Genomic DNA, 23,246 nt, shown 5'->3' with positions numbered 1-23,246 from the left:
TCATGGGTAAAAATATTGAAATTTTTACAGACAGCAACCTGTACGGAGATGATATCGTCAATCTTGTGAAGGAATATGCTTGCCCGAAGTGTTCTATTTCCGTATATGATGCTAATTGTACGGATCCAAATGTGGATATGCATTCAAAGGTTAGCGAATACGGCATTACAGCGATGCCTGCCATAGTTCTTGATGGTAAAATAGTCCCCACTGAGAAACTAGCAAGAGGGAAATTCGCAAACATGGTTCATCATTTTTTTCATAAATAGGACCCGTCGGAGTCTATCCATGTCGCTTCATTTCTAGGATTCGGCGGCTGCTCAAACTTAATCGTGCAAATAAGAAACCTGACGTGTGAATGCGTCAGGTTTTTGATTTCACGCTCGAATTGCTGAGCAAAGAGTTTTTATCGTTGCAATCGGGGGGCATTTCCTCTATAATTTCAATGTGATTGTTATTGAGAATCAATATCAATAAAAGATAAGAAGGTTAGGAACCCATGTCGACTAGATCAAACAAGACCAGTAACGGCTCCAAGCCGGCAGAGGCGGACGTAGCAGCATCAAATGCGACAATGCAAACATCTTCCGTATCGGAAGCGCAGCAGTCATCTCATTCTTATCATCCCGCATTTTCTGGTACCGCAACGATTACGCCATCCTCGCACGCCCCCATCAAGAGCAGACCGATTGCTGCTACGGTCGTCTTGTTTGGCGGTCTTATCGCGCTCGTGCTTGGACTGTTCCTTTCTATTAACTTCGGGGCAGCGGACATCTCATTCAAGGTCGTGTGGCAAGCGATCTTTCAGTTCAATCCCGAGCTGACCGATCACCAGATTATCAGAGAGCTCCGTCTGCCGCGCGTGTTAGGCGGCGCAATGGTGGGGGCGAGTTTCGCGGTGGCCGGCGCGATCATGCAGGGCATGACCCGCAACCCGCTCGCCGACTCCGGATTGCTGGGCATCAACTCCGGCGCGGGTTTTATGCTTGCTATCTGCTTCGCATTTTTCCCGGGCCTGCCGTTCATGTCCGTTATCCTGTTCTCGTTTGTGGGAGCGGCGCTCGGCGCGGGCTTGGTATACGGCATCGGCGCGCTTGCCAAGGGAGGCCTTTCGCCTGCCCGTCTCGTATTGGCCGGAGCCGCGTTGAGCGCATTGCTTAGCGCGCTGGCAGAGGGCATCGCGCTTTACTTCAAGATCGGGCAAGACATCGCTTTCTGGTATGCGGGAGGCGTCGCGGGAACACGCTGGGATCAATTGCAGGTTATGTTTCCGTGGGTTGCCGTGGCGCTCGTGATGGGCATCGTGTTATCCCGTTCGGTGACTATGCTCAGCCTGGGCGAGGACATTGCGCGCGGTCTCGGCCAGAGAACGGGTTTGGTTAAAGCTCTTTGTGCCATCGTGGTGCTTATTCTGGCGGGCTCCGCGGTAGCCGTCGTCGGTGCGGTCGGCTTCGTCGGCCTCATTATTCCGCATCTGACGCGGAAGCTTGTCGGCGTCGACTATCGCTGGATCATTCCGTGCTCCGCCATTCTGGGCGCGCTGCTCGTTATCTTTGCCGACATTGCCGCCCGTATGGTTAATCCGCCCGAAGAGACGCCTATCGGAGCGCTCATCGCGCTTATCGGCGTGCCGTTTTTCCTGTATCTGGCGCGCAAGGAAAGGAGGGAGCTGTAGATGCAGGCCATCACCGCAGAATCCATCGAGAAGAAACGCCGCAGCCGCTCCATCCTGGTAATGAGCATACTTGCCGTGCTTATCTTCACCACATTCATCATAAGCATGAACACCGGCGTCATCAAACTGACGCCAAAGGAGTTATTTATGACCTTGTTCGGGCAAGGAACGGATCGGCAAGAGCTTGTTCTGTTCCAATTCAGGCTGCCCCGTATCGTTATCTCGATGTTGATCGGCGCAGGACTCGCATTATCCGGCTGTATTATGCAAGGCATCACGCGCAACGCTCTTGCCGATCCCGGCCTTCTGGGCATCAACGCCGGCGCGGGTCTCGTCGTCATGCTGTATGTGTCTTACTTCCCGACAACGGCCAACGTGCCCGTCTTTTTCCTGCCTATGCTGGCTTTCGGGGGAGCGGCGCTGACGGCGTTTCTGATCTATGTGCTCGCGTACAAAAAACATGAAGGCATTATGCCGACCCGTCTCATTCTGACGGGCGTCGCCGTGGCCGCCGGGATCAGCGCGGCCATGATCGTATTGACGCTGCGCCTTAATCCGGAGAAATATCAGATGGTCGCTACATGGCTGGCAGGCTCCATATGGGGCACCAACTGGAAGTTCGTAATGGCGCTGTTGCCATGGCTGTTGTTCCTGATTCCGTACGTCATGACCAAAGCTCAGACAATGAACGTGCTGAACTTAAGCGACGCGACGGCGCGCGGCCTCGGCGCCCATGTCTCGCGCGAGCAGCTTAAGCTCCTTGCGGCGGGCGTAGCGCTGGCAGCATCCTGCGTCGCGGTCAGCGGCGGTATCGGCTTTGTCGGCTTGATCGGCCCGCATCTCGCGAAGCGGCTCGTCGGACCGAAGCATCAAGGACTGCTGCCGGCATCGGCACTTGTCGGCGCGTTGCTGGTCCTTACGGCAGATACGATCGGACGCTGGGTCATCCAGCCTTCCGAGATTCCTACGGGCATCGTCACGGCCGTCATCGGAGCGCCTTATTTCTTGTATTTGATGACAAGAACGAGAGGCTAGGAGGTTGTCGACAATGGGATATGCCTACGAGGAGCTGGCTCAATATTTCGCCAATACGCCGCTTGCGCTGTACGGCGTATACCGCACGCAACTGGAAGCCAATCGGGTCTACGGCGGGCATGTGGACAAGCCGACGGCTCGATGCGGCGTCCTTATCGCGCTCGATGGGGAAGCGGAGTTTCTGTTCGACGATGAGAGCTATCTGCTGGCACCGGGGAAGGTATTGATCGGCGGAGCGGGCAGGCGGCTGGAGATTATTGCCGGAGAACAGGGATTTCGTTATTGTCTTGTCCATTATTTTCCTGTGCAGATTGATTCGGATAAGGCTCTCCTCGACCGTTCGGAGGAAAGTACGGCTGCTGAAGGGAGAATAAGGGAGCCCCGGGACATTGCTTTTCTGGAGGCTGCGCTTGCGCCTGAGCTGCTGAGGCTCGTCGACAGTTTGCTGGAGGCCGACTCGTCCCCGGATTTCATGAATCTGCTGGAGAAGAAGTCGATCTTCTACCAGATTCTCGCCAATGTATTGCAATCGGAGCGTCATGGGCAGAATAAGGAAAGTTATCCTGTCATCGAAGATGCGATCCAGTATATCCAGACGCATTTTACGGAACCAATTACGCTTGCGACGCTTGCCGAGCGATACAAGCTGAAGGCCAAATACTTCTCGCATCTATTCACGAAGTATACCGGAATGGGGCCAATCGACTACTTGATCCACTATCGGATGAACAAGGCGCAGGAGTGGCTGCAGACGAAGCAATTTTCGGTGTCCGCCGTTGCCCGCAGCGTCGGTTATGCGGATCCGTATTATTTCAGCCGCCTGTTCAAAAAATATAAAGGCATCGCTCCCAGTCAAATCGGACTGATCGGCAGGGAGCTGGAACGCTGACGCGCAACCTCGCATGGAAATCGTCCATCCCTCCCGCGGGAATCTCTCTATTCTCATTCCGCGCGAGGGATGGTACTGTTTTATTTGTTAATGAGAATCGTTATCGGCGAGGTTGACCGAAGAGAGGATGCTAGTCATGAATAGAAAGTCGAGCAAAACAAGTTATGCCGCAATCGTTGGATTGCTGAGCCTGGTTCTGTTCCTAAGCGCTTGCTCCGGCAACGCGGGATCCAATAACGGAGGCGCGCCAAGCGCGTCGCCTACGGCTTCGCCGAACTTGGAAGCAACTAAAGAGCCTGCCGCGGCATTCCCGCGCACGATCGAAGCGGCAAACGGCAGCATCGTCATCGAGAAGCAGCCGGAGCGCGTGGCCGTCGTTCACTGGGGATACATCGAATCCATCCTGGTATTCGACTTGAAGACGGTAGGGCTTGCGCTGCCGTTTACAAAGGAAAATTCCTCGCTGGACTCCGAGAACTACAAGCCTTATGTCGACAAGATCGACGAACTTGCGGTCGTTGGCGAGAACACGACGGTGAACATGGAGAGTCTGCTTGAGTATGGTCCGGATCTCATCATCGCGGGCAACGCGGTCAACGCCGAAGTAACGGAGCAGTTGGAGAAAATCGCGACGACCGTCGTCATCGACGAAGCGCAGACGGACGTATGGACCAACTGGCCGGCGCTCGTGACGAAGTTGGGTGAAATGCTTGGTCAAGAAACGGTGGCATCGGACTTTATCGCCGGCTTCGAGAACAAGATCAAGGACGCCAAGGAGAAGCTGGCAGACGTAGAAGGCGGAGTCGCCTTCCTGCAAATCCGCGATACGGTAGCCTACCTGGGCGGCACTCAGACGCTGACTCCTTATTACGATAAGGGGATCGGGCTTAAAGCGCCGGAGGATCCCATTATGACAGCCGGCGCCGAGATGTCGCTGGAAGGATTGGCCGCGCGGAACCCGGACCATCTTTTCCTGGGGTACTTCAACTATGACAATCCGGACATGGCTGCCGTCTCCGACGAATGGGAGAAAACCGAAGTATGGAAAGGTCTGAAGGCCGTCAAGAACGGTCAAGTGTACGGCTTCAACGGTACGCTCGGCATGGGCTACGGACCCATTGGCCAAAGCTACGGCATTGACACGGTGGTTGAGGCGTTGGATAAGTAATGGCTAGTGCAGCGGCTTCGAAAGGACAGTCGGGTAGCTGACAAATAATGGCCGGAGCAGCGGCTTCGACAGGACAGTCAGGAAGCTGGATAAATAATAGTTTGTGTTCAAAGAGCTTTCTCCTTAGGGGGAAGCTTTTTTGTTGTTGATTTGTTGTTGTTGATTTTTATTGTAAATAGGATGTTTCACGCGAGAATGCGATACGGATGTCGATGGAGCGCCTATGAATGTGGAGCGGTTAACGGGGCTAACGGACACCAGAAGCTCTATTGTTCGCATTTTCGTTAGAGTCACGTTTTAACGGACAAGGGGGACGCTACTTCGCATAACCGAATGGTGCGAAATCAGGCAGGATTGGCGCAAATAGAGGCCGTAATGTCCGTTACGATTCTGAAAAGCATAAATGCCGAGCATTAGCGTCGCTGATGTCCGTTAGAATGGCGATGGCGAGCAGCTTAACGCATGCATATAACTTAGACAACCCGTCACCCGTCATCACCCCTTCAGGGGTGGTTTTTTTCTTTAGAGGCACAAATGCCGTATCGGACGGCGTCCCGGAGCATAGTCCGAATTCATAGTCGTCCCAAACGACAGTCCAAAGTGCCCGATTTACAGTAAACAACGCCCATGTCGGCTGACATAATGGGAATATGCAACCGGCAGGCGGCATGAGTCGAGCAAGCAGAAAAGGAGTCGGACGGCAATGCGAATACTATCATGGGCCCGAGCGGAGTGGAAGCACGGACGGAGAAACAGGGAGCTGTTCATGCTGGCGCTGCCCGCCGTGACGTTTAAACTGATCTTTAATTATTTGCCCCTAGTAGGCCTGATTATCGCCTTCAAGAAGTACAACTTCGCCAAAGGCTTGTGGGGCAGCGACTGGGTAGGCTGGGATAACTTCCGTTTCTTCTTCCAGTCGGATACGGCCTTTCGGATTACGAGAAACACCATTCTGTACAACGGCGCTTTTATCGTGTTGGGCACCGTCATCGCGATCGCTTTTGCCATTATGATGAACGAGATCGGGCGACGATGGCTGAAGATCCACCAGACGGTCATGTTTCTGCCTTACTTCTTATCCTGGGTCGTGGTCAGCTACGTGACGATGGGATTTCTGGATCACAAGAGCGGATTCCTCAACCAGCTGTTGACGTTCTTTGGGCAAGATCCCGTGCGATGGTACGAGACCTCGGCATACTGGCCGGTCATCATCATTCTCGTCTACTTATGGAAGTCGGTGGGGTTCTCCACGCTGATCTACTATGCGGGCATATTGGGGATCGACTCCAGTTATTACGAAGCGGCTCGGATCGACGGAGCGGGCAAGATGCAGATGATCCGCCATATTACGATTCCGCTGCTGACGCCGCTGGTCGTCATTCTGTTCATCGTGGCGGTCGGCAATATTTTCAGGGCGGACTTCGGACTGTTCTACTTTATTCCCAACGATGTCGGATTTCTGTACGGCGCGACGGACGTCATCGATACGTACGTATACCGGTCGCTGCGGGTGGTGGGGGATATCGGCATGTCGACCGCGGTAGGGCTGTACCAGTCCGTCGTCGGCTTCGCGCTGGTGCTGACCACCAACTACATTATAAAAAAAATCAACTCGGACAACGCCTTATGGTAAGGAGGAGCGACAAATGACAACCCGGAAACCGAAGGCGGCGCCAATCGTGATCAATCTTTTCTTCGCGGTCTTATCCGCCGCCATTCTCGCGCCGCTTCTGCTGGTGGTCGCCATCTCCCTGTCGAGCGAGGAGTCGCTGCTCCATAATGGATACCGGTTCATCCCGGCGCAGTGGGATACATTCGCTTACGAGATCGTGCTCCGCAACCCGCTGCAGCTGCTGCAGGCGTACCAGGTGACGATCGGAGTAACGATCATCGGAACGGCATGCGCTTTGCTGATGACGTCGATGGCCGCCTACGCCGTATCGCGCAGAGATTACCGCTATCGCCGTCCCACCCTGTTGTTCATCGTGTTCACGATGCTGTTCAACGGCGGTCTGGTACCATTTTATATCCTGGTGACGCAATATCTGAATCTAAAGGATACGCTCGCCGCGCTGATCGTGCCCTATCTGGTCAGCCCGTTCTACCTGCTCATCATGAAAGGGTTCCTGGAGAAGCTGCCGGTCGAAATCTTTGATTCCGCCAAGATCGACGGGGCGAGCGAATGGCGCATATTTCTCCGCATCGTCTTGCCGCTCTCTACGCCGGCGCTTGCGACGGTAGGCCTGTTCATCTCTTTTGCCTACTGGAACGACTGGTGGCTGGGGCTGCTGTTTATCGACGAACAGAAGCTCGTGCCGCTGCAATTGCTGCTCTACCGCATCATGGACACGATCGAATTTATATCGGCCAACATGGATCTGGTCAATGTGAACCTGACCATGGCGAAATTCCCGAGCTTGTCCACCCGCATGGCGATGGCCGTGCTTGCCGCGGGACCGATGATGTTCGTATTCCCCATGTTCCAACGTTACTTCGTGGCGGGACTTACGGTCGGCTCGGTCAAAAGCTAACGTTAGCTCTGCGACGATCGTACGGCGCACTCGCCGCCGCCAAGAGATGTCATTCTTGAAGGACCTTGTCCTTCGAGTTGATATAATACAATTAAGGGGTTTCATCAAAGGAGGAGCAATCATGTATCCGAAGAAAAACATCATGCTGCTAGTCGTACTCTGTCTTGCGCTAGTGCTGTCCGCATGCAGCGGAGGCAACGGCAAAAACGGCGGCAGCGATCCCGCGCCGGGCAACACGGGGACGGCTCAGAACGGTGAAGAGAAAGAACCTGCCGAAGAACTGTCCAAGGTAGAGCTGGTCTGGTATTATCCGCAGCCTGCGATACCATCCGATCTAAAGAGCGTGGAGAGTAAGGTCAACGAGCTCATCGAGCCGAAAATCAACGCAACCGTCAAGCTGATGCCGCTGGCCTTTGGCGATTATACGCAGAAGATGAATACGGTCATTGCCTCCGGCGAAAAAGCCGATATCGTCTGGACATCCAACTGGAACTTCAACTACGTCCAGAATCAAAGCAAAGGCGCGTTTATTCCGCTGGACGAATTAATCGACCGCTATGCTCCGGACGTGAAGGCGAGCATGCCCGACTTCGTATGGGAAGCCACCCGGATCGACGGCCAAATCTACGGCGTGCCGAATTACCAGACGGTTACGAACCGCGAGGGCTTCGTCCTGCAGAAGGAATTCTATGATCTATACAAGCCTGAACCGGAGATGAAACAATTGGCTGACCTTGCGCCGCTGCTGGAGCAGGTCAAGCAGAAGCATCCCGACTTGATCCCGTTCGCGGTAGGCCGCCAAGGGATGTTCAGCTACATGAACCGCACGTACGGCCTTGAGAGCGTGCTTGCCAATATCGCGGTCATCTATCTGGACAATCCGGACAAGATCGTCAATATGTACGAGACAGAAGAGTACCGTCAGTATCTGGATACGATGAGAGACTTCTACGAGAAGGGATACATCAACGAAGACGCGGCGACGCTCAAGTCGATCGGCGACTATCAGAAGGCAGGCCAAGCCGTAGGCGGCTTCCATAACGTGCTGAAACCCGGCGGCGAAGCGGAAGCCAAGGCGGCGCAAGGCGGCAAGGATATGCAATACGCATTTACGACGGACGCCTACGTGGGCACGAACACCATCATTACGACGCTGCAGGCCATTCCCGTGCATTCCGGCAACCCCGAGCGGGCGATGATGCTTATCAATTTGGTAAATACGGACCCGGAGCTGTTTAATCTGCTTGCGTTCGGCATCGAGGGAACCCATTACAACAAGAAGTCCGACGGCAGCGTGGAGCTTGTTCCCGACAGCACGTACACCGCCTCGGATTGGGTATTCGGAAACGTCTTCAACGGCTATACGCTGGCGGGCAAGGATCCTAATGTCGCCAAAGAGACGAAGGAGCTTAACGAGTCCGCTACGCCGTCGCCCATTATCGGCTTTAAATTCGTAACGGAGAGCGTCAGCGCGGAGATCGCGAACGTAACGACCGTCATCGACGAATACGGACCCGGTCTTAATACCGGCACGGTCGCTGCCGACCGCATTTTGGAAGAATTCCAAGGCAAGCTCAAGCAGGCCGGCATCGACAGAGTCATTGAAGAAGCGCAGCGTCAATTGGATGAGTGGAAAGCGTCCGTGCAATAAAAGGCAGCGTTGAAGGGACGGGGACGGCGGCATGGAACGCCGCCTCGCCGGCCCTTTTATTAGGGGAATTGAAGAAAGCGTTATCATTGCAGTGTCCATGAAAAAGGAGGAAAAATAATGAAATCCAAAGCAGCGTTGTTGCTCGCTATTCTGCTCGCCCTGCAGGTTGTACTGGAGACGGTATACCGCAAGGATGCGACGGTGTCGGCCGAAGAAAGTTCTCCCGGAGCGGAGCTGTACGTCAGTCTGGCCGGGGACGACGAGAACGACGGCACGCTCACGAATCCGCTTGCGACGCTTGAGGAAGCGAGAGACCGCATCCGTCAACTGAAGGCTGGCGCTGGACTTCCCGAAGGGGGCGTTGCCGTCTATGTAAGGGAAGGGGAATATCGGCTAACGTCCACCTTCGAATTGCTGGAGGAGGATTCCGGCACGGCATCGAAGCCGATCGTCTATGCCGCGTACCCCGGAGAAGAGGTGCGCATCAGCGGAGGCATCCAACTGGACGGAACCGCGTTCTCGCCGGTAAGCGATCCGGCGACGCTGGCCCGCATTCCGGAGGAGGGCAGAGCGCATGTGCTGCAGATCGATCTGGGTGCGGAAGGAATAACCGATCTGGGTGAATATCGCAGACACGGCTATCTGCACGACGTTGTGTCCGCGCCTATGGAGCTGTTCGTAAACGAGCAGGCCATGCATCTGGCCCGTTGGCCCAACGAAGGTTACCTGCCGCTCGGACAGGTGCTGGATACCGGCTCGATTCCGCGGCAGAACGACAACGGCAATCGGGGAGGCAAGTTCAAATACGATTACGACCGCGCCGACCGCTGGACCGGGGCGACGCAGCTTATGCTGCACGGATACTTCGGCTACGGCTTCGCGGAAGACAATATCCGGGTGGAGGAGATCGACACGGCGGCCCGCACGATCAAGCTTGCAGACGCCCATTTGTACGGCTTGTCGACCGCCAGCGCCGCTTGGAAAACCTATTACGCCTATAACCTGCTAGAGGAGATCGACGAGCCGGGCGAATATTTCCTGGACTACGACAGCAGCACGTTGTATTTGTACCCCAACGTTTCGTTAAGCGGGGCACGCATACAGGCATCCATGCTGGAGGAGCCGCTTGCCGCCATCGAGGATGCTTCGTTTATTACGATACAAGGCTTTATCTTCGAAAACAGCCGGGATATGGGAATCTACATGGAGGGCGGCGACGGCAATACGATTGCCGGCAATACGTTCCGTAATCTCGGAACCGTGGCGATCTCCGTCGGTCAAGGCGTGCCGGGACCGGGTTATACCGTTCACGAATTTAGTGGCGTGCCGGAGTCCCGCGTGGTGGGCAATATTCAGGGACATATCTATCTGAATCAGGATTGGGACCGGCTTGGCGGCGTCAACCACGTTATTGCCGGCAACGAGGTGACAGGAACGGGAGCGGGCGGCATCTACGTTGGCGCGGGTAATCGGGTAACGCTGACGCCAGGCAACGTGCAGGTACGGAACAACAAGATCAGCGATTTCAACCGTCGCGACGAAGGTTACAGACCGGGCATCTGGCTGACTGGCGTGGGCAATGTCGCGGCGAATAACGAGATTTACAACTCGCCGCATATGGCGATTTATTTGAACGGCAACGATCATGTGATTGAGAAAAACGAAATTCATCACGTGCTGCGCGAAGCGGACGATATGGGTTCCATCTATATGGGACGCAACGCCAGCGAGCAGGGCAACGTCATTCGCTATAACTTCTTCCATCACCTGGGCAGCGACCATGCCTCCCAAGCCGTCTTCCTGGATGATGGGGCAAGCGGGCAGTTGATTCACGGCAACGTTTTCTACAAGGCGGGCAGCAATGCCAATATGCATATTCACGGCGGCCATCATAACGTATTCCGCAACAATATTTCGATCGATATTCCGCATGCCATCCAGGCCACGCTTTGGACGTCTGCGCGGTGGAAGGAATTCCTTAACGAACCGATTCAACGCAATCGGCTGCTAGGCAGCGTTAACATTAAGCAAGAGCCCTACGCCAGCAAATATCCCGTGCTCTCGGGTTATTATGACGGCAACGGCGTGCCCGTGGAGCTGCCGCTAAACAGCAACGTCATGGAGGACAATGTCGTCGTGGACGGCGCTTTATACCGCAATGGCCCCATGACGGCAGAAGGAAACTGGATCACGAACGCGGATCCCGGCTTTGTCGACGCGGACGCGATGAACTTCGAGCTGCTGCCAGGTTCGGAGGTCTATACGCAAATTCCCGGATTCGAGCCGATTCCGTTTGCGTCGATCGGTCTGTACGACGATGAATACCGAAATTGGAACGCGTCATTGGGGACGTTCTATGCCAGCGCGCCGGTTGATGATGCACAAGACGTGGATCCGTTAAACGTACAGTTCCGTTGGGAGCCTTCCGAGGGCGCGGTACAGTACCGTCTTCTCGTCGCAAAGGACGATCAGTTCGCCGATATCGTGTCGGACACGGTCACGGAGAAGTCACGGCTTGCCTTGGAAGGCGTGCTTACTTACGACGAAACCTACTATTGGAAGGTAATCGCTTATAGCGCCTCGCGTTCGCGTCCGGCAGAGCTGGCCAATAGCAATGGCGTCATGACGTTCGACAGCCGGGTGACGGACCGGGTGCCGAATGCGCCAAATCTGACGTTTACCCGCCTGGATCAAGTGCATCTCGCTTGGAACCGGGTTGACATGGCCACAGAATACCATGTGTATCGGGGCTCCCATCCCGATGCGGCATTCGAGCGGATCGCCGTGCTGGCGAATGAGCTGAGCTATGTCGACACCGACGCTAGCGCCTTGCACGACTATTATTATTACGTCGAAGCCGTCAATCGTCTGGGATCCGGCGGGCCTTCCCCGCTGGCGGTCGTCTATGGCGGAACGGCCGTGTTGTTCGAGGATCTCTTCGAAGACGAGCTGCAGCCCGGCTGGGTACAGGAAAGCTCGTCCAGTCCCGGTACCTGGCAGTTGACGAATGACGAAGACGGCAAGCTGCTGCATTTCAACGGCACGTTCGGCAATCAGAAGCGCGAGCTGGGCCGCACGCATTATTCGATCGAATCCAGGCTGAGAGTGAACAACTGGCTGGGAAGCAACGCTTCGGCGCAGATGGTGTTTCTGATCGGCAATGATTCCAATTCCGTCGGGGCCGGAACGCGGTATCAGCTGATGTACCGCAATACCGGCAAGCTTCAGCTCGAGAAGCGGGCGGCTGGCGGCATGGTGCAAGAGACGGACTTCACCCTCGTACCAGGAGAATGGTATACGTTCCGGCTTTCGGTCAGCCCGGGATACGTAAGGGGGTACGTCAATGACGAGCTGCTCATCGAATACGAGGATGCAAGCCCGCTGGCTGCAGGATCCGCAGGGCTGCAAATTTGGAACGCGGACGTGGATGTCGACGACTACCGGATTAGCATTCCGAAGTGGGATAGCCTGGCTTCGCCGTGGGAGCTTCGGAATTACGGCACCCAGCCTAATTATGCCTCCTATGAACGCGGCGATTATACGCTTCGCGCAGTCGGCGCGGACGTATGGGGCACGAGCGACGAATTCGGTTATATCTCGCAATGGGTCCAGAACGCGAACGAAGAGAAGATCGCGATGGAGGCGACTTTGCAGTCGCTGACGAATACGGACAGCAATACGATGGCGGGCATCATGTTCCGTTCGCGCGACACACAGGACGCCGCCAACTTCTATCTGCGGATGAAGCCGAACGGCGAGGTGTTCACGACCGTGCGCATGTCGAACGGGGGACTCACTACCTACAAAAATATATCTCCAGTACCGATGCCGACCAAGCTCAAGGTCACCAGGGAAAACAAGGTGTTTACAAGCTACTACATGAGCAACGGCGAGTGGGTGCAAATGCAGCAGCTGATTCTGGATATGCCCGAAGAGATGCTGGCGGGGCTCGCGGTGTCTTCCCGAACGCCTTCGGAATATGCGGAAGCGGTCTTCTCGGACGTGTCGCTTTCGCGCTCCGAGCTGGAGCTCAAGGCGCCGCTGGTCGGCGACTTCACTCCGCGGGACGGCGCGGTGTCGCTGTCTTGGACGGGACATGAAGGCGTAACGGGCTATGTAATCCGATACGGCACGTTGCCGGGAAATCCCGACGTGGAGACGGAGCTGCCGGCGGGACAGACCTACCATACCTTGACGGGGCTGACCAACGACACGACCTATTATATTACGATTGCGGCCAAATACGGCTCCGCGGAACGCGAGACGGAAGTCTTTACGGTAGTACCCGACGGCAACGCGGTTGTTCGTTCGGCTTATACGAGTATTGCGGCGACCGGCTTTGACGAGATGTCGGGCGTTACGGTCATCGCGGCCAACGACTCCATCGGAAGTCTGGACAACAACGATTGGGTGCGGTACAACAACGTGGAATTCAATCGGGGAGCAACCGCCTTCATAGCGGACGTGGCCGTAGCGGAGGCGCAGGCAGGCAAAGATATCGAAGTAAGGCTGCATGCGGCGGACGGTCCGCTGCTCGGCAAACTGACGGTCGCTTCCACGGGCGCCTTTACCAACTTCGTAGTGCAGCAGACGGCAATAACAGTGGACGTGCAGGGCATCCATAACGTCTACCTGGTGTTTAAAGGCGGCTTCGGGGTAGCCAATCTAAAGAAATTCCAATTCGCGCCGGAAGAGGAGGAGACGGGCGAAGGCGAAACAGGCGGCAATGGCGGCGAAGGCACAGGAGGCAATGGCGACGGAGGCAATGGCGACGGAGGCACTGGCGGTACCGGGATTGGCGGCAACGGAGGCGAGGAACCGGATGGTGAGCGCACCTATGAAAGCCTTTTGCACGATGGAAGGTCCGTCATTCGAATTTATGCGGAGCCGCTGGTTCGCGAGCTGCGCAATGGCCAATCCGGGCCCGTGGAATTACGATTCGCCGACGGAGTATCGGTCAACCGGCACCGGATTGAAGTTCCGGCAGCCATACGTGAGGAACTGCTGGAATTCGGCAGGGAGCTCGAGTTCGAAGGGAAGGGATTCCGCATTCTGTTGACGGCTGAGCAGCTAGGCCAAGCGCTTGCGGACGGCGATCTCGTCATCGAATGGGAGACCGCGCCGGCCTTGTTCGGACGAAGCGGATTTAGCGTGGTTGCCGATGCGGCCAAGTTGACTGTCCGAACCGCAAAGACCGGCCAGGCCGTCGGGTTGTCGGCCAAGGTTTTTCTCGATCTGGACGATGATCTTCAAGCAAGCGGCAAACGGATCGCCTTGTTCGCTTACGACGAAATAGCGAAGGAATGGCGTTACGCCGAAGGCGGACTGGAGCTTGACGGCGAAACGTCGTATATCGCTCATACGGGGGTAGAGGCGGCCGTATTCCTCTATGAACGCGAATACGCGGATGTTCCGAAAAAGCACTGGGCTTATGAGCTTATCGCTGAGCTGGGGTTGCGCGATTACATGCGGGGTACGGCGAATGAACGCTTCGAGCCGGAACGGACGATTACGAGGGCGGAATTCGCGGCGCTGCTGGCTCGAATGCTGAGCCTTCCGAAGTCCAACGAAATCGGCGTTTTCTCGGATGTTGAGGCGAATGCCTGGTATGCGCGCGAGATCGCGGCGCTTCATGCGGCGGGAATTATGAACGGCTACGACGGAGCCGTGCATCCGCAAGAAGTCGTTACCCGCGAACAAATGGCGGTCATGCTGGATCGCGCGCGCCGTTATGCCGGCATGACGTTCGGGACCGCGACTGTAGGAAACGCCTATGCGGACAGCGGCCAGATTAGCGAGTGGGCGCTCGAAGCCGTACGGCAATTGACGGAGGCGGGCATTATGCAGGGAACGGGCAATGAGCGATTCCAGCCGCTTAAGGCGGTCACGCGGGCGCAAGCGGCGGCGGCTCTTGCTAGAATGCTGACAATCGGACAGTAGACAGAGATACGGGAGTGGTAGAAATGGCAGAACAACCTGCTGACAAGGGATTATCCTACGCCGCACAGTGCGGCGGAGGCGGAGACGTGTTCGCCGATATCGGCACGAGGCGCATCGAGGGCAGGGGCGGCGAGCTGGCCCCCGTCCTTCCACCGAAGCTGCCCGATATAGAGCTATCGGCTGTAAAAGAGGCTAGCGGCGATAGTTCGGGAAACTGGGCCGTCATGGCGAAGGTGGAAGACGAACTGGGGCTTCGCCAAGCGCTCGACGAGATGAAGGAACGTTACGCGCCATACATGAGAAGCTTGGCGCCGGAGCTCGCTCCATTGAAGCGGCGAAAGAAGCTGAAGAACTTCCTGTATCGCCGGCAGGCAAGGGAGGACAGAGAGGCGTTCCAGCGCGTGCTTGATGGCCATGGCGACTGGGAAGAAGTCCAAATCCCGCATTACGGCGGTCCCCTTGGCCAAGCCGTTGTCTATTACAGGACGACCTTTGAAATCACGCAGTCGGAACTCGAGATCGGATCGATCTTCGTTCGGTTCAAAGGCGTGGATTATAAAGCGTTGGTATTCGTCAACGGCACCTGCCTTGGCAGTCATGAAGGGTTCTTCGCTCCCTTCGAATTCGACTGTACCGATCATGTCCGACTCGGCGCCAATGTGCTTGTCGTGCAGGTGGAGAATGACTTTACGTTTGGCAGCAGCGAGACGGAAGAGGCGCCGGGGGAGCGATTCGAGGGCGACAAGCTGTATGCCGCGACCGGTCCCGGCTATGACGATCCGCAGTACGGCTGGCATCATTGTCCGCCCGGGATGGGCATCTATCAGGACGTCTACGTGGAGGCGCGTCAAACCGTCCATATCGGCGACATCTTCGTGCGGCCGATGCCGGAGCAGGAGAGTGCGGAAGCCTGGATCGAGGTATTCAGCAGGGATAGAGCCGCACTGAACATAAGGCTGGAGCTGGCCGTGCACGGGTACAACTTCATGGAGGAGACCGTGGCCTGGCATTCCTGGCAGCCCGAAAGCGTGGTCGAGGTGGGACTGGGCGATACCTTTACGGAGGCGAAGGTCAAGGGGGACGGCACCTACCGCCAGCCTATCAAGCTATTGGTCGCGAAAGGCGTCAATTACTTCAAAGTGCCGCTGCAGCTGAAGCAGCCGAGGCTGTGGGAGCCGGACACCCCGTGGCTCTATCAATTGCAGGCGAAGCTGCTGGACGATCGCGGAGATGTGCGGGATACGGGGAGCCGAACGTTTGGCATGCGTTCTTTCCGGCAGGATATGGAGTCGGAGCCGAAAGGCAAGTTTTATCTGAACGATCGGGAGATCCGGCTGCGCGGCGCGAATACGATGGGGCACGAGCAGCAATGCGTGATGAAGGAGGATTGGGAGCAGCTGCTGGAGGACCTGCTGCTGGCGAAGCTCGCCAATATGAACTTTCTGCGTCTAACCCAGCGGCCGGTGCAGGAGGAGGTCTACGACTATTGCGACAGGCTCGGCCTTATGACGCAGACCGATCTGCCGTTGTTCGGCGTGCTGCGCCGGAACAAGTTCGTCGAGGCGGTCCGTCAGGCCGAGGAGATGGAGCGTCTCATCCGCTCGCATCCCTGCAACATTCTGGTGTCGTATATCAACGAGCCGTTCCCGAACGCCGCCAACAAGCCCCACCGGCATCTGGACCGACAAGAGCTGGAGCGTTTCTTCGATGCCGCCGATATCGCCGTCAAGCTGCATAATCCCGATCGCGTCATCAAACATGTCGACGGGGATTACGATCCGCCTTCCAGCAGTCTGCCGGATTACCACTGTTACTCGTGCTGGTACAATGGCCATGGGATGGACATCGGTTTGCTTCATAAAGGCGGGTGGCTGCCCGTCAAGGAGGGCTGGCATTACGGTTGCGGCGAATTCGGCGCGGAAGGGCTCGACTATGCGGAAGTCATGACCGCCCATTACCCTCCCGATTGGCTTCCGGCAAGCGGGAAGGAAGAGCGTTGGTCGCCGAACGCCATTATCGGCGCGCAGACGGGTCGGTTCCATTATTTTTTCTATGAAACGCCTAAGGGGCTTGAGCATTGGGTTGCGGCGAGTCACCGTTATCAGGCATGGGCGACGCGAATCATGACGGAAGCGTTCCGGCGGGACAGCCGCATGAACACGTTCGCCATCCATCTGTTCATCGACGCCTTCCCTTCCGGCTGGATGAAGACGATCATGGACGTGAACAGGCGACCCAAGCCAGCTTACTTCGCTTACCGAGAGGCATTGTCACCGCTTGCGGTGCAGCTGCGGTCCGACCGATTCGCTTACTGGAGCGACGAAGGCATGAAGGTCGAAGCCTGGATCTGCAACGATACGCAGCTGGATTATCCCGGCGCCAGGCTGCGTTATCGATTGGAAGCGGGAGGAGAGGTGTTGGCCTGCGGCTCCCACGAAGCCGATATTCCGTTATGCGACAGCCGATTCCAAGGCTATATCGAGACGCCGCCCCTTCATGTCTCCGAACGAACGACGGCGGTGCTCCGGCTTCAGCTCGCGGACGCATCGGGAGAGCCGCTGCACGAAACGACGCTCGAAGCGGCTCTATGGCCTAAGGAGAGAGGAAGAGCCGATGCTGCGGCAGGGTACAAAGACAATCGAGACAACGAGGGTCGCCGGGTGGCCGTAGTGGACAACGCTGGCGGCAAGTTGCCGGATTGGATGCGCGAGCTGGGGGCGGTCGTGCCGATAGAATTGGAAGAAGCGGGTGCCGGAGACGTCATCTGCATCCGGAGCATCGAGGCCTATCAGGAGCGGAAGGTCGAGGTGCGCAGTCTTGCGGAAGCGGGCGCGACCTTGCTCTTTCTGGAGCTTCCCCCGGGTCGATGGGACCTGCTCGGCGATACGGTCGACGTGCGGCCATGCGGCATGATGCCGGTCCATTTCGTCTCCAGGGATACGGGGCATCCGCTGGTCGACTTTGCCGGGACGGAGGATTTCCGCCTATGGTATCATGAACGTGAAGAACGGATTGTCCCTTTGCTGGGCACGACTTTTACGGCAGAGGGCTGGCAGCCGGTATTAACGAGCGGCAATCGCAACGACGAAGGGGAATGGGCCCCGGCATTGGCGGTAGCAGGCCGCGAAATCGGAAGAGGACAAGCGTGGATCAGCCAATTGGAGCTGGATGGCCGCGTTCGCCATAATCCGGCGGCATGGCTGCTCGCAAACGGGCTATTGACTGGGGCAGACCGATAGAAAGCGGCTTAGGGGGATGACGATGAAGACAGGCTTTGGCGGATATCGTTCCGGCAGATTTTTTACACAGCTTTTACTGACTAATTTCGTGCTGGTAGGCGGATTTATGGCCTTGTTCTGCGCGGGCATCTTTATGTATTCGCGCATGTTCACCGCCGATCTGCAGGAAGAAGCGAACCGGAAAGTGCTGGAGCAGGTCAATTACAACATCGATCATCTGAACGATTTCATCAAAAATCTCGCCGTGTCCACCTTCAACGACCGGGATATCGTCTCGCTGATGAACACGAGGGACCAGGATATCTTCCAGCTCTATAATAAGCTGGCCAGGCTCGATTCGACGTTGAACTCCAATCTGTTCCTGGATTCCATCGTGGTGTATAACGCCTTCAACGGTTGCTCCTACTCCACCTCGCCGACCGCTCCGGTCCTATGCGGCGACAACAAGGAGCCCGTGCTGGCCGACGTGATTCGGAATCCGGCATCCTATCCGAAGTTCACGATGGTGCCGGCCGATCTGGACAAACCGGATCAGCAGCGGGTGTTTGTTTATACGATGTACGCCGCAACGGGCAGCTATAACGGCCGCGAAAGCATGCTCGTCCTTACGGTCAAGCCGGATTGGTTATTCGACAACGTTAAGGCTATTAACAATCATGCCGGGAACACGCTGGGACGCATCTTCTTGTTCAGCGAACGCGGCCGGATCATCGATTCCATCGATATGCCGCAGCTGGACGAGTCGACTCGGAGCTTGATCGCAGACGAATTGACGGACTCGCCGGAATCGGGAAGCTTCGTCATTAAGGGCGGAGAAGGCAAGCAGATGGTCACGTATCTGCGATCCGGCGTCAGCAACTGGCGCATGGTCAGCATCCAGCCTTATGAGGAAGTGTTCGCGAGCGTCAACCGCATCGGCCTGTTCTCCTTCCTTGCGCTGTTCATCCTGACGGTCATGTCCTTTCTGGTATCGTTATGGCTGTCTATCCGGTTGTACCGCCCGATGTACAACCTGGTCAGCAAATTCCGAAAGCGGCATGGCGACGCTGGCAGACAGGATGAGAAGGACGAATGGCTGTTCATCTCATCGGCCTACGATCAATTGTCGAGAAGCATGGAGAAGCTGCGGGATTCCAAGCAATCCGGCAAACAGGTCATGAGGCAGTATTTGCAGCGCTTGTGGATCACGGACAGCGCCGCGATTACGGAGCAGCAATTTGGCGAATATTTGCTGCAGGGGCAGTCTGCCCAGTCTTATCTGCTAGGTCTGTTCAAGCTGGACCGGTACGCGGACTTCAGAACGCTAAGGGACGAGGCGGAGCAGAAGCTGCTCCGGTTCGCGATCGTAAATATCGCTTCCGACGTGATGGCAGATATGCCGGGGACTCAGACGACGGATATGCTCGGCGACGAATTCGCCGTGCTTGTTCCGATCGAGGATGCCGGTCAATCCGCGGCGATGTCGGAGCGCTTGGCGGAGCGAATACGCCGTATTCAAAATCTGCTCGACGGCTATTACCGGCTATCGTTGACGGCCGTTATCTCCGATACGATTGCCGGTTACCGCCAGGTATCGGATCATTATGCCAGGGTGAAGCGACTGTCCTTGTACCGGATGTCGGAAGGGCCGATGAGCCTCATTACGCCGCAATTCGACGAGAACAGAAGCCGCTTGCCCGAAGAGGGAATGCTGCAGGCCGGAGTGGAAGCGGAGCTGGCCGCCGCTCTCCGGGAAGGGCGGGAAGAACGATGGGGGGCGGCGCTAGACGGCGTGTTCGAGCAGTTGGGCAGGCTGCATTGCGACAGTCTAGACGACGCTCTTCTGCACGTGCTTGCGCTTATCAAGCAAGAGATGCGAGCGAGCGATCCCATCCGCTATCAGAGCTGCCTTGTCAGCGTTCAGACGTACACGCGCCGGATTCTGGAGCAGGAAACGTTTGTGGAGGCGCGTTTGCTGATTGGGGAAATGCTGGCAGAGTTCTACGAGCAGCGCATCCAGGAACGGCCGGACCGCAGAGAGTATCTGGTCGAAGCGGTCAAAGAAATGATCGAGAACGGTTACGGCGATCCCAATATGTGCCTGCAGGTCATCGCCGATGAGCTGGAGTTGTCTCCCAGGTATCTGGGCAGATATTTCCGATCGAGAGAAACCGGAACGGTTGCCGAATTTCTGACGGACACTCGCTTGAAGCACGCGCTTAAGTATTTGGAAGAAGGGCAGCTGAGCGTGGCGGAGATTATGAAGAGCGTAGGTTATACGAACGAAAGTACCTTCTTTCAAGTATTTAAGAAGAAGATAGGCATGACGCCCGGAGAATACCGCCAGCTGCATCAGCGGCCGTTATAGCGCAAGCGGATTGTACGGAAATTCACAACTCCGTTGCCGCCAGGCGGAATGAGTTCCCGAATGCCGGAATAGGGTAAGCATATACGGTCCTTTACCCCTATTTCATGTATTGAAGGAGGCAGCGCGGATGGCGGTGGAATTAAAGACGAAGGAGCACATTAGAGGAATCCGCATGGCCGGACGGATCGTGGCGGCGTGCCACAAGGCGTTGTCGAAGCGCCTCGCGCCGGGAGTGACGACGCTGGAGATCGATCGGTTCGTAGAGCGGTTTATGATCGAGCGGGGAGCCGTGCCGGCGCAGAAAGGATTTAAAGGTTATCCGTACGCAACCTGTGCATCCGTCAACGATGTCGCGTGCCACGGCTTTCCCGACGCGGAACCGCTGGAATCCGGCGATATCGTCACGATAGATATGGTGGCCGACCTAAACGGCTGGAAGGCCGACTCCGCCTGGACGTACATCGTCGGCAAATCCACGGCCGCCACGGAGCGGCTGCTTCGCGTAGCCAAGCAAGCGATGCAAGACGGCATCAAGCAGGCGCTTCCCGGCAATTACATCGGCGATATCGGTCACGCGGTCCAAAAGCGCGCGGTGCGGGAGGGCTGCCATGTCATACCGATGTTCTTCGGTCATGGCATTGGACGGGATATACACGAATACCCCGAGGTCGCCTATCAAGGCCCTCCGGGACAAGGAGTCAAGCTGGAGGAAGGCATGGTTATTACGATCGAACCGATCATTACGTCCGGCAAGCCCGACGTGTTCTACGCCCGCAACGGCTGGGCGGCCCGAACGATCGACGGTGCTTGGGCGGCGCAGTTCGAGCATACCGTCGCGATTACGAAGGGCGGCCCGATCGTGTTGACGCGATGGGAGTGAGAAACGTTTTACGTTTTTCTCAGCATTAGATATCTGGTGCCCGGCAACGGTCCAATCAGCAACCTTCTGGTCGTGGACGAGGTGCTAAAGACGAGTATTAAGGAATAAGGGCTGGAGTTCTGTCTGCAACAGCCATTATACAAATAAGCTGCATCCGCGGGTTAGTACAAAGGGAACCGCCGATGCAGCTTATTTCGTGTTTCATGTGTCTCTTGTTTCGTGTTTCCTGTTCCCTGTTCCATGACGGTGGGCTTGTTATCGTTTGCCGCGAATACGACTGAGCGATACGGGATTGATGGCGAGAAAGGCGGCGATCTGATATTGGGGAATGCGGCTTTCCAGATCCGGGTACTGTTTCTGGAACAAGCGGTATCGTTCCTCGGCGGTTAGTTCGACAAGCTCCCGCTCTTTGCGCGACTTGGCGATAAACAGCTCCTCCGCGAGCTTCCTGCCGAAGCGTTCCCAGCAGGCATGGCGTTCGTATAGCGTCTCCATCGCGGCTTTCGTAAAAAAGGCGATGCGGGAATCCTCCAGCGCTTGAATCGACAGGAAGGCCGGTTCGGCCGTTAGCAACGCGCGGTAATCCGTGAATAGCTTTCCGTTCGTCACGAAGCTTTTGATGTGCTCGGAGCCGTCCTCGTTCTCGTAAAACATGCGGAAAAGTCCTTCTTCGCAATAGTAGATGCTTTCGCAGAAGTCTCCGGCATGAAGGAGGAATTGCCCTTTTTTGACGGGTTTCCAGAATAACTGCTCGAGGAAATGCCGCTCCTCTTCCTCGGGAATCGTCGTCATTCGCGCGAGGGCGCCGATAATAGTCGATGGTTCCATGCGTCACCTCAGATCGTATCGTTCGTCATTGGCATTGGTTATGCATCGTACCCCAGCTGATATATACACTGATCATAGCATAATCTTGGCAAAAGAGAATGTGAAGTTGCCGCTTTCTCCTTCGGGCTTGTTTCCGGTATAATAGGACGCATGAATGATAGAAGCTGGAAGGCGGAATGAAGCAATGAACAATATCGTATCACTGAAATGGCTGCTGGCGCGTTTGTACGAGTCGGACATCGTTATCGTCGACTGCCGGTTCCTGATGGGCAAACCGGACGCCGGCCGCGAATTATATGAAGCATCGCATATTCCGGGAGCCGTCTATCTGGATCTGGAGAAGGATCTGTCCGCTCCGCTTGACGAGGACGGCCATGGCGGTCGTCATCCGCTGCCGGACATCTTCGATCTGACCGTCGCGCTAAGCCGCGTCGGCATCAGCAACGAATCGCGCGTCGTCGTTTATGACGACCAGGGCGGGGCCATGGCGTCACGCTTATGGTGGCTGCTGAAGTATCTCGGCCACGAGCAAGTTTTCGTGTTGGACGAAGGCTTTACGGCATGGACCAACGCGGGCTTCCCGATATCGGCGGAGCAGAGAGTGCTTATTCCGTCCAAGTATCTCGCTACCGTTCAGCACACGATGCTGGTCGAGATGGCAGAGGTGAGGGAGTTGCTCGGCGACGAACGCGTCACGCTGATCGACTCGCGCGAAGCGCCCCGCTATCGCGGCGAGGTAGAACCGCTGGACAAGGTCGCCGGCCATATCCCGGGCGCGATTAATCGCTTTTGGAAGGACGGCCTCGGAGAGTCTGGCGCCTGGAAGGACGCAGACGCGCAAGCCGACCGTTTCGCCGACCTGGACCGCGACCGCGAGCTGATCGTCTACTGCGGCTCCGGTGTCACGGCTACGCCGAATGTGATTGCCTTGCAGGAAGCGGGCTTTAATAAGGTTCGGTTGTATGCGGGGAGCTGGAGCGATTGGATTAGTTATGAGGGGAACCCGGTGGCGACAGGAGAAGAGTAAGGGCTGAGAGGCCGCGTCGAACGCGGGTTTGGGGGA

Annotated in this window: 14 protein-coding genes; 13 read left to right on the top strand and 1 reads right to left on the bottom strand. The window is 56.4% G+C overall.

Annotation, left to right across the window (positions count from 1 at the left end; translation table 11 throughout):
• The first annotated feature begins 2 nt into the window (after positions 1-2).
• The 12 genes from B1748_RS23970 to map all read left to right on the top strand — a co-directional run bounded on the left by B1748_RS23970 (position 3) and on the right by map (position 21,355).
• Entirely contained in the window at positions 3-269 is a 267-nt protein-coding gene (locus B1748_RS23970; protein ID WP_087570474.1) for a hypothetical protein, read from the top strand.
• A gap of 230 nt (positions 270-499) precedes the next feature.
• A complete protein-coding gene (locus B1748_RS23965) occupies positions 500-1,675 on the top strand; it encodes a FecCD family ABC transporter permease (protein WP_256975893.1) in 1,176 nt (391 codons plus the stop codon).
• Positions 1,676-2,710 (top strand): FecCD family ABC transporter permease, encoded by a 1,035-nt coding sequence (locus B1748_RS23960; protein WP_087570473.1) that lies wholly within the window; start codon positions 1,676-1,678, stop codon positions 2,708-2,710.
• A 13-nt stretch (positions 2,711-2,723) separates the two neighbouring features.
• Positions 2,724-3,599, top strand: coding sequence for an AraC family transcriptional regulator (locus B1748_RS23955; RefSeq protein WP_087570472.1), 876 nt, complete (start codon positions 2,724-2,726; stop codon positions 3,597-3,599).
• A gap of 136 nt (positions 3,600-3,735) precedes the next feature.
• Positions 3,736-4,767, top strand: coding sequence for an ABC transporter substrate-binding protein (locus tag B1748_RS23950; protein WP_087570471.1), 1,032 nt, complete (start codon positions 3,736-3,738; stop codon positions 4,765-4,767).
• A gap of 703 nt (positions 4,768-5,470) precedes the next feature.
• On the top strand, positions 5,471-6,400 hold the full coding sequence (locus B1748_RS23945) for an ABC transporter permease (protein WP_087570470.1): 930 nt from the start codon (positions 5,471-5,473) through the stop codon (positions 6,398-6,400).
• A gap of 13 nt (positions 6,401-6,413) precedes the next feature.
• A complete protein-coding gene (locus tag B1748_RS23940) occupies positions 6,414-7,298 on the top strand; it encodes a carbohydrate ABC transporter permease (protein ID WP_087570469.1) in 885 nt (294 codons plus the stop codon).
• Between the two features lie 121 nt (positions 7,299-7,419).
• Positions 7,420-8,949 (top strand): ABC transporter substrate-binding protein, encoded by a 1,530-nt coding sequence (locus B1748_RS23935; protein WP_087570468.1) that lies wholly within the window; start codon positions 7,420-7,422, stop codon positions 8,947-8,949.
• A 117-nt stretch (positions 8,950-9,066) separates the two neighbouring features.
• Positions 9,067-14,889 (top strand): S-layer homology domain-containing protein, encoded by a 5,823-nt coding sequence (locus B1748_RS23930; RefSeq protein WP_087570467.1) that lies wholly within the window; start codon positions 9,067-9,069, stop codon positions 14,887-14,889.
• A gap of 23 nt (positions 14,890-14,912) precedes the next feature.
• Entirely contained in the window at positions 14,913-18,128 is a 3,216-nt protein-coding gene (locus tag B1748_RS23925; RefSeq protein WP_087570466.1) for a glycosyl hydrolase 2 galactose-binding domain-containing protein, read from the top strand.
• A 22-nt stretch (positions 18,129-18,150) separates the two neighbouring features.
• The gene (locus B1748_RS23920; protein ID WP_179215794.1) at positions 18,151-20,475 is read left to right on the top strand and encodes an AraC family transcriptional regulator; all 2,325 of its coding nucleotides are present in this window, start codon (positions 18,151-18,153) and stop codon (positions 20,473-20,475) included.
• 127 nt (positions 20,476-20,602) lie between these two features.
• On the top strand, positions 20,603-21,355 hold the full coding sequence (gene map, locus B1748_RS23915; protein WP_087570464.1) for a type I methionyl aminopeptidase: 753 nt from the start codon (positions 20,603-20,605) through the stop codon (positions 21,353-21,355).
• Positions 21,356-21,610: 255 nt separating this feature from the next.
• Here the strand turns inward: map and B1748_RS23910 are convergent, their stop codons facing one another.
• The gene (locus B1748_RS23910) at positions 21,611-22,183 is read right to left on the bottom strand and encodes a Crp/Fnr family transcriptional regulator (RefSeq protein ID WP_087570463.1); all 573 of its coding nucleotides are present in this window, start codon (positions 22,181-22,183) and stop codon (positions 21,611-21,613) included.
• A gap of 184 nt (positions 22,184-22,367) precedes the next feature.
• Between B1748_RS23910 and B1748_RS23905 the strand changes: the two genes are divergently transcribed.
• Positions 22,368-23,210 carry a sulfurtransferase gene (locus B1748_RS23905; RefSeq protein WP_087570462.1) on the top strand — a complete coding sequence of 281 codons (843 nt, stop codon included), beginning with the start codon at positions 22,368-22,370 and terminating at the stop codon, positions 23,208-23,210.
• Positions 23,211-23,246 lie beyond the last annotated feature (36 nt).

Origin of the sequence: Paenibacillus sp. MY03 (genome assembly GCF_002165585.1) — a bacterium.
GTDB classification, from domain to species: Bacteria; Bacillota; Bacilli; order Paenibacillales; family Paenibacillaceae; genus Pristimantibacillus; species Pristimantibacillus agaridevorans.
This window is presented reverse-complemented; position numbering and strand designations above follow the sequence as displayed.